The sequence below is a fragment of the Exilibacterium tricleocarpae genome (assembly GCF_007004655.1).
Taxonomy (GTDB): Bacteria; Pseudomonadota; Gammaproteobacteria; order Pseudomonadales; family Cellvibrionaceae; genus Exilibacterium; species Exilibacterium tricleocarpae.
Genome location: NZ_ML660132.1, coordinates 1 through 5770 on the forward strand (window position 1 = coordinate 1; position 5770 = coordinate 5770).

10 protein-coding genes are annotated in these 5770 nt (G+C 44.0%); 2 read left to right on the forward strand and 8 right to left on the reverse strand.

The annotated features are described in order from the left end of the window. Window positions 1-350: 350 nt before the first annotated feature. Together FKG94_RS28295 and vapC are read left to right on the forward strand one after the other, a co-directional pair. The gene (locus tag FKG94_RS28295; RefSeq protein ID WP_142930312.1) at window positions 351-545 is read left to right on the forward strand and encodes a type II toxin-antitoxin system VapB family antitoxin; all 195 of its coding nucleotides are present in this window, start codon (window positions 351-353) and stop codon (window positions 543-545) included. After that, window positions 542-949, forward strand: a complete 408-nt coding sequence (vapC, locus tag FKG94_RS28300) for a type II toxin-antitoxin system VapC family toxin (RefSeq protein ID WP_142930313.1) — start codon at window positions 542-544, stop codon at window positions 947-949. The genes FKG94_RS28295 and vapC overlap by 4 nt, the downstream gene beginning before the upstream one ends. A 102-nt stretch (window positions 950-1051) precedes the next feature. Here the strand turns inward: vapC and FKG94_RS28305 are convergent, their stop codons facing one another. The 8 genes from FKG94_RS28305 to FKG94_RS28335 form a co-directional block, all read right to left on the reverse strand. After that, window positions 1052-1291, reverse strand: a complete 240-nt coding sequence (locus tag FKG94_RS28305; protein WP_142930314.1) for a hypothetical protein — start codon at window positions 1289-1291, stop codon at window positions 1052-1054. A 4-nt stretch (window positions 1292-1295) separates the two neighbouring features. Further along, window positions 1296-1499 (reverse strand): Tse2 family ADP-ribosyltransferase toxin, encoded by a 204-nt coding sequence (locus FKG94_RS29685; protein ID WP_179957852.1) that lies wholly within the window; start codon window positions 1497-1499, stop codon window positions 1296-1298. A 122-nt stretch (window positions 1500-1621) separates the two neighbouring features. Continuing rightward, window positions 1622-1945 carry a hypothetical protein gene (locus tag FKG94_RS28310; RefSeq protein ID WP_142930315.1) on the reverse strand — a complete coding sequence of 108 codons (324 nt, stop codon included), beginning with the start codon at window positions 1943-1945 and terminating at the stop codon, window positions 1622-1624. A gap of 437 nt (window positions 1946-2382) precedes the next feature. Beyond that, window positions 2383-2775: a DUF1428 domain-containing protein gene (locus FKG94_RS28315; RefSeq protein ID WP_142930316.1), complete on the reverse strand. Its 393-nt coding sequence runs from the start codon at window positions 2773-2775 to the stop codon at window positions 2383-2385. A gap of 243 nt (window positions 2776-3018) precedes the next feature. Next, window positions 3019-3621 carry an AbiU2 domain-containing protein gene (locus tag FKG94_RS28320; RefSeq protein WP_142930317.1) on the reverse strand — a complete coding sequence of 201 codons (603 nt, stop codon included), beginning with the start codon at window positions 3619-3621 and terminating at the stop codon, window positions 3019-3021. A 754-nt stretch (window positions 3622-4375) separates the two neighbouring features. Next, window positions 4376-4732, reverse strand: coding sequence for a DUF1428 domain-containing protein (locus tag FKG94_RS28325; RefSeq protein ID WP_142930318.1), 357 nt, complete (start codon window positions 4730-4732; stop codon window positions 4376-4378). A 331-nt stretch (window positions 4733-5063) separates the two neighbouring features. Then, the gene (locus FKG94_RS28330; RefSeq protein WP_142930319.1) at window positions 5064-5309 is read right to left on the reverse strand and encodes a hypothetical protein; all 246 of its coding nucleotides are present in this window, start codon (window positions 5307-5309) and stop codon (window positions 5064-5066) included. 16 nt (window positions 5310-5325) lie between these two features. Further along, complete coding sequence (locus tag FKG94_RS28335; protein WP_142930320.1) at window positions 5326-5583, reverse strand: hypothetical protein; 258 nt, start codon at window positions 5581-5583, stop codon at window positions 5326-5328. Between the last annotated feature and the right edge of the window lie 187 nt (window positions 5584-5770).

The following is a 5770-nucleotide window of genomic DNA, read 5'->3' on the forward strand; positions in this document are numbered from 1 at the left end:
TGATAGTTCTCACCAAAGACCAAAGGCAATGGAAGATGCCACCAGGGATGTTGACGGTTGTTAAGGACGTAAACTGATACCAGGGAGATCGCTGTGTCAATTATGTCAGGGAATGAACGCTAACTCTGTGGGGGACGTGGCGGCCTTATAATCCGGGTAGTTTGTGAAAGATTTACTGCTGTATGTCTAATCCGGGAGTTTCTTCCATAGTGCAGTCATTCAGGGTGTCGGGATATAAAAACGGGTGGCTTGCAACGAGGCGGAAAGACGCTTTAAACCGCCAGACTGCCTTGCCTTGTCAGTTTTGTATGCTACTATGTGTGCGCTTATGTGTAAGCGGAGGTGTAAATATGGCTACAAATCTATCAATTGACACTAATCTGCTCGATGAAGCCTTAAAAATCAGTGGCCTACCCACCAAAAAAGACACTGTAAATCAAGCGCTTACCGAATTTGTGCAACGTCGAAAGCAACGTGAAGTCACATCGCTGTTTGGTCATTTACCCCAAGACGCAGACTACGACTACAAGAAAAGACGAAAATGAGTGGCATACTTGTAGACACCTGCATCTGGTCCCTGGCCCTGCGGGGTAGTACTTCTCGAGAGACCTCCGTGGCCGAACGGCTAACCCAACTCATTGATGACAATCGAGTGAAAATCATTGGCTCCATTAGACAAGAGCTGCTGTCCGGCTACACAGATAAAAACAGCTACGAAAAATTACGTCAAAAGCTAACATACTTCCCAAACGAGCCTATATTAGATTCTGATTATGAAGCTGCTGCAGAATATTCAAATTTTTGCCGCTCGAAAAGCATCCAGGGTTCCCACATCGATTTTCTAATTTGCGCTGTCGCAGTGAGAACTAAATTCAAAATCTATACAACCGATAAGGATTTTAATCACTACTCCAAGCATCTTCCGATAGCACTCTTCGGTAAAAACTAAGGCCGTCATTTGGAGCAACTTTGGAGCTGATTTTTTGTGCTACTCAAGCACAAAACGAAGCGCCGGAAAAGTTGTCCCTAAGATGACTTTGTTAAGGAAGTTTTACCTTGTATATTTTTTGGCTAACTCTTCGTAGCTTGGCTGACCACAATCTTTTGACCATTTAGACTTATATAGGGCTGCAAGGGCGGACTCCAACGCGATATACTGTGTTGACAACTCTCCACAATCATCGACTTCATCATCAGCAGAGCTAGGATTATCTATTACCTGTTTTAATTGTTTTATTTCTTTATCGGTAAGCTCGATTAATAGCGCAATTTGAATTAATGATAGTTCCATAATTTTAGCTCTCCGCAATTAATTCTTTGGTAATCTCATCTAGGAGCATACAAAATTTAGTGACAGGCATATTCCAATGAGGTCTGATAGAATAATGTGTGGCATTATGGGTTTTATTATATGAATCTTTTGTTATTACAAGCCCCTTTGGTAATTTTACGCCTTTAGGTATTCTATAGTAATCCCATCGCTTAACCGGGACACCCAAAACATCATGGTCGTTTTTCTACAGCCTCAACGTCATGGTAAGGGGCGGCCGAAGCAACGCGCAGACTGTCCCGCGCAGGCCGCGCTTTTGCAGCCGGAGTGAACTTGACCACCTTGTTATATTTATCTAAATTGGGCCGCCTTTTTTTCAATTAGTTTTTTAGCCAACTTTATAATTTGCTGTCTATTTTTACCATGAACTGCCTTCATTGTATATTCCTCTGGGCTTTGTACCTCGGCCATATGATCTTTGGCGCTAGGAATAGACGATGCCCCGATTGCTGTAAGAGCAAACTCCAGCTGGAATAACTCACCCTTTGAAAGGCCTTGTTTCATTTGGCTTAAGCTTTTTTCATAAGATTCTATAGTGCTTGAATCTATGGCAACTCTATCTGTACAACTAACCACTAAAATAGTTAGTAATATAGTCAATAGATAACGAACCATCTTCTCTCCCTAAACATAGTCGTGGTAGAACGCCCAGTTACTCGGACTCCCACACACAGAACCCGGCACTCGGTACTACCGCACCAGGCTCCTCAGCAATAATATTGCTACCGTGCAAGGCAGCCCTCTTTTCAAACAATCAGATTATACTAAATCGTTTATCGTCCAACGATTCTGGTTTGGGTAAGCGCATGACTTCAAGCAGCTGCTTATACTCCGCCCAAGTGTAACTCCGGCGTTGGTTTCGCCGATGAAACCACTTACAAAACAACTCTATCACCAGTGAGTAGTAACGCCAAAGGCTCTGACCATTACCTTTTAATACAAAGTAACGATAGTGTCTCAGCATCTTTACCTGCAGTTATCCGGCGATCTGATACAGCCGCTTGTATCGTGACATCCTTCCCATTCTTTCAGCGTTCGAGTGCAAGCACTTGTTATACAGTGCTCTGGTTAGATGATTGAACGAGTGATCGGAATCCGCCATACGCCATCCGTTCAGCATCAAAGATCGGCCTCGATGTATTAGTCAGTGGCTTGATCAAATCCGTCATCCTTGGATCGGCTGCGACTCTTTTATTTGCAAGATCACGCGCCTCACGAGATTCGAATGCGATCCATCCAAAGATGACGACCTCATCCTCTTTTGTGTTCGCGACATCAGTGAAAGATCGGGTGCCCTCCAAATTTGAATTGTCACCAACATATTCTGAGTAATCGAGTGCACCATGTTCCTTCCAAATCTCCGCAACCTTTTCAACGACTTCTCTATACGTCTGCAGCTGGTCGCGTGGCACTGGGAGAACGAACCCGTCGATATAGTGTGTCACGTCATCCTCCAATCTTGTTACTGAATTTTGTGTTCAAGCCACATAACGCCGGCGACACAGGCCCAATTAAAGTTGGCGAAGCGGACGCAATTAAAGCTGGCTCAGCTTCGCCAACTTTGATTGCGTCCGCGTGCTCGCCTTTGTTATGGCATAATGCCACGACTTGGCTCTGAAACAAATAGGAGTACTCTTACCTTATAGAGCGTGATAACTCCCACAAGCGGGCAAAGACCCACCCCAGAACTATTGCGGTTTTTTTGTGCCTGAATTCCGGCCATTGTGCAATGCTTCCAATATTGAATATGTAGCCCTTTCGAATCGATTCGTCGTACATACAAAACTTCCGCTATAATTATTTGCAATAGCTCTCTCTGCTTTTTGTAAAAGTCCTCCACATACATCGAGCAGATCCCGTATATCGTTGGGTATAATTCCGTATTTTTTATATAAATCCTCAGGATTTGTATCAATATCTTTATGTGCAATAATTTTGGAGCGAATTATTTTTATATTTGACACAAGGTTGAAGTACTGCCTCAACTTTTCGTCAAACTCGTTTGATATGCATCCAAAGCCTTCTCGTGAAAGCAGTTGCTTTAGTTTTCTTATGCTTGCGGCCCTTTCATCAGAGTCAAACAAGCTGGCTGCTTCAATAAACATTAACTTATAATTGCCGCTATTAGCTGCATGAAAGAAGTCGACATACCGCCGATCATTCATATCGCCATAGTAGGTTTCTAAAGCCTTTCCTTTCCCTCTTAGCGTAAACCAAATCTGATAATGCGCTGTAGCGGCAGTATGGCTAGCCACAACCCTATCGAAACAGCTTTTAAGTTCTTGTGACATGGTTATCTATGATGAATTCAGTCGTGGCAGAACGCCCAGTTACCCGGACACCCCCACACCTATCCCGGCATGCGGTACTACCGCACCGGGTTCCTCAGTCATAACTTGGCTACCGTGCATGGGCAGCCCCCTGTTCGAACAACCAGGTCACCTTGTACTGCTTTGACTGTAACGATGACGGATGTGGCAGTCGCATAACCTCCAGCAGCGGCTTAAACCCAGCCCTGTTGTAGCTTCGACGCTGACTCCGTCGATTTAACCACTTAAACAACAACTCTACCACCATTGAGTGGTAACGATAAAGACGATGACCATTACCTTTGACTGCGACGTAGCGGTAATGACCCAGCATTTTGACCCGTAGCTCCTTAGCCAGATGATACAGTCGCTTTTGGCGGGATTGTTTAATCCACGCCTTCAACGACTGGTGCAGTGACTTCAGCTTGTCTAGGGCTGCGCGACGTAGCACTCGCGGCTTACCATCCAAACCCCATCAGGTGGGGCGCCTCCAACTTAGCAACTAGTCCACGAGAACTAATTACCAACTGTGTTCTCTGAGTGGGTACGATAACTATTGGGGCACCGGCTTGTTATGAAAACACCTAATTTTCAACCGCTTAAGTTGCTAAGCTGCAGGCGTCTCAGGGGATTGACAGCTCATAAAAAAGTGGCCGACTGGTTTGCCAAGGCTATCGAAATCGCGGCCTGATGCGGTAGCATCCACCTGCTTCTGCCTGTTGTGTAGCAGTGCGTTCTACTTCTCAACAATAGTTTCAAATCCGCCAAATATCATTCGCTTGCCATCAAAAGGCACCGCATCTGGCCCCATGCTCTTCATGCGAGGATCTTCCATCGCACCCTGCATGCCGGTATCTCTTACTTCCTTTGAAGGCCAGGTTATCCATGAAAACACTACCGTTTCTTTGTCTGTGCACTTTACCGCCATTGGAAACGAGGTTATTTTGCCTTCCGGCACATCGTTGCCCCAGTTCTCGACGACTGAGACAGCTCCGTGAGCTTTAAACACAACCGCCGCTTCCTCAGCAAGCTTTATATATGTCTCTTTTTCTGCTGTAGGCACTGCTATTACATATCCATCTACGTATGACATTTGTTATTCTCCACTTTTTGTTAAGTTGCTGATACAAAGACTTTTCCTTTATGTGTAGTGCTTAGCTGTATAACGTCGGCGGCAAGAGCAGCTTTTCCCCCGCCGGCTTTCGTAATGGCTGCAACCTACCGTTGTACCGTTTATCGACAAGTCCGGCAGAGAACAGTCAGGTAGGACTATCCGGTTGAACCAGAAAATAGCGACCATGGAGGGGGCAGATGTCAGTTGGGGAGTCAGCTATCCGCTCTTGCACAAAGTAATTGATGACGGCGAGCCCTAATGCGTGCTCTGTGAGCCAGCTCGAACGCTTACGTTCGGTAGTGTTCAAGCATTATTCTTCATCTGTATCCTTACCGAAAATATGCAACTTTGCTCCACCCGATGCATTGAGTTTAAGCTGTTCAAGATCTTGTTCAACCTCATGTAACAAATTGCTAATTAACATAATATCATCTTGTATTTCCGAGAACTCGTCTTCACTAATATTTTCATCGTCTTCATTAATTTTTTTGAGATGTTTGAGGTAAACTTTTAATGAACTTCGTATGTAATGCTTATCACGATAAGAGAATTCCATAACACATCCTCAATTACTAAATTCTTTTTATGAATCTGGCAAATAACTTAAGCTTACTCAAAAAATCCTCTACTGTCATATCTATTCTAGGTTGAATTGAGTAATGGAAGAGACCTTGCTTATTCGCACTTATTTTCTTTTCTATGATTAAAGCTGGATCTAGTTTTTTATCTTCATGATTCGCGTTTAAAATACAATGCCAACGATCATTTTTTCCCATCTTTCTTGTCTCAAGAGGGCCATCAAACAGAGATACACCTCCAGATAATGCCATAACATAAACTTTCCCATTTTCAACATAAGTAATAATTTCATTGGTTTTCTCAATATATTCTCCTAGGGCCTGTTCACACTAATCAGCCTGTCGGCGATCAGTGAAAAGTTAATGAAAAACCTGAAAACCACATCAAGCTTGTCGAATCGGCTAAAGATTCTTCGGAATCCTTTCAGGCGTCGAAACA

What these genes read in the sequence shown, in the direction of transcription:
- FKG94_RS28295 (WP_142930312.1), top strand. Translation starts at nt 351, where the DNA reads ATGGCTACAAATCTATCAATTGACACTAATCTGCTCGATGAAGCCTTA.
- vapC (WP_142930313.1), top strand. Translation starts at nt 542, where the DNA reads ATGAGTGGCATACTTGTAGACACCTGCATCTGGTCCCTGGCCCTGCGG.
- FKG94_RS28305 (WP_142930314.1), bottom strand. Translation starts at nt 1,291, where the DNA reads ATGGAACTATCATTAATTCAAATTGCGCTATTAATCGAGCTTACCGAT.
- FKG94_RS28310 (WP_142930315.1), bottom strand. Translation starts at nt 1,945, where the DNA reads ATGGTTCGTTATCTATTGACTATATTACTAACTATTTTAGTGGTTAGT.
- FKG94_RS28320 (WP_142930317.1), bottom strand. Translation starts at nt 3,621, where the DNA reads ATGTCACAAGAACTTAAAAGCTGTTTCGATAGGGTTGTGGCTAGCCAT.
- FKG94_RS28325 (WP_142930318.1), bottom strand. Translation starts at nt 4,732, where the DNA reads ATGTCATACGTAGATGGATATGTAATAGCAGTGCCTACAGCAGAAAAA.
- FKG94_RS28330 (WP_142930319.1), bottom strand. Translation starts at nt 5,309, where the DNA reads ATGGAATTCTCTTATCGTGATAAGCATTACATACGAAGTTCATTAAAA.
- FKG94_RS28335 (WP_142930320.1), bottom strand. Translation starts at nt 5,583, where the DNA reads ATGGCATTATCTGGAGGTGTATCTCTGTTTGATGGCCCTCTTGAGACA.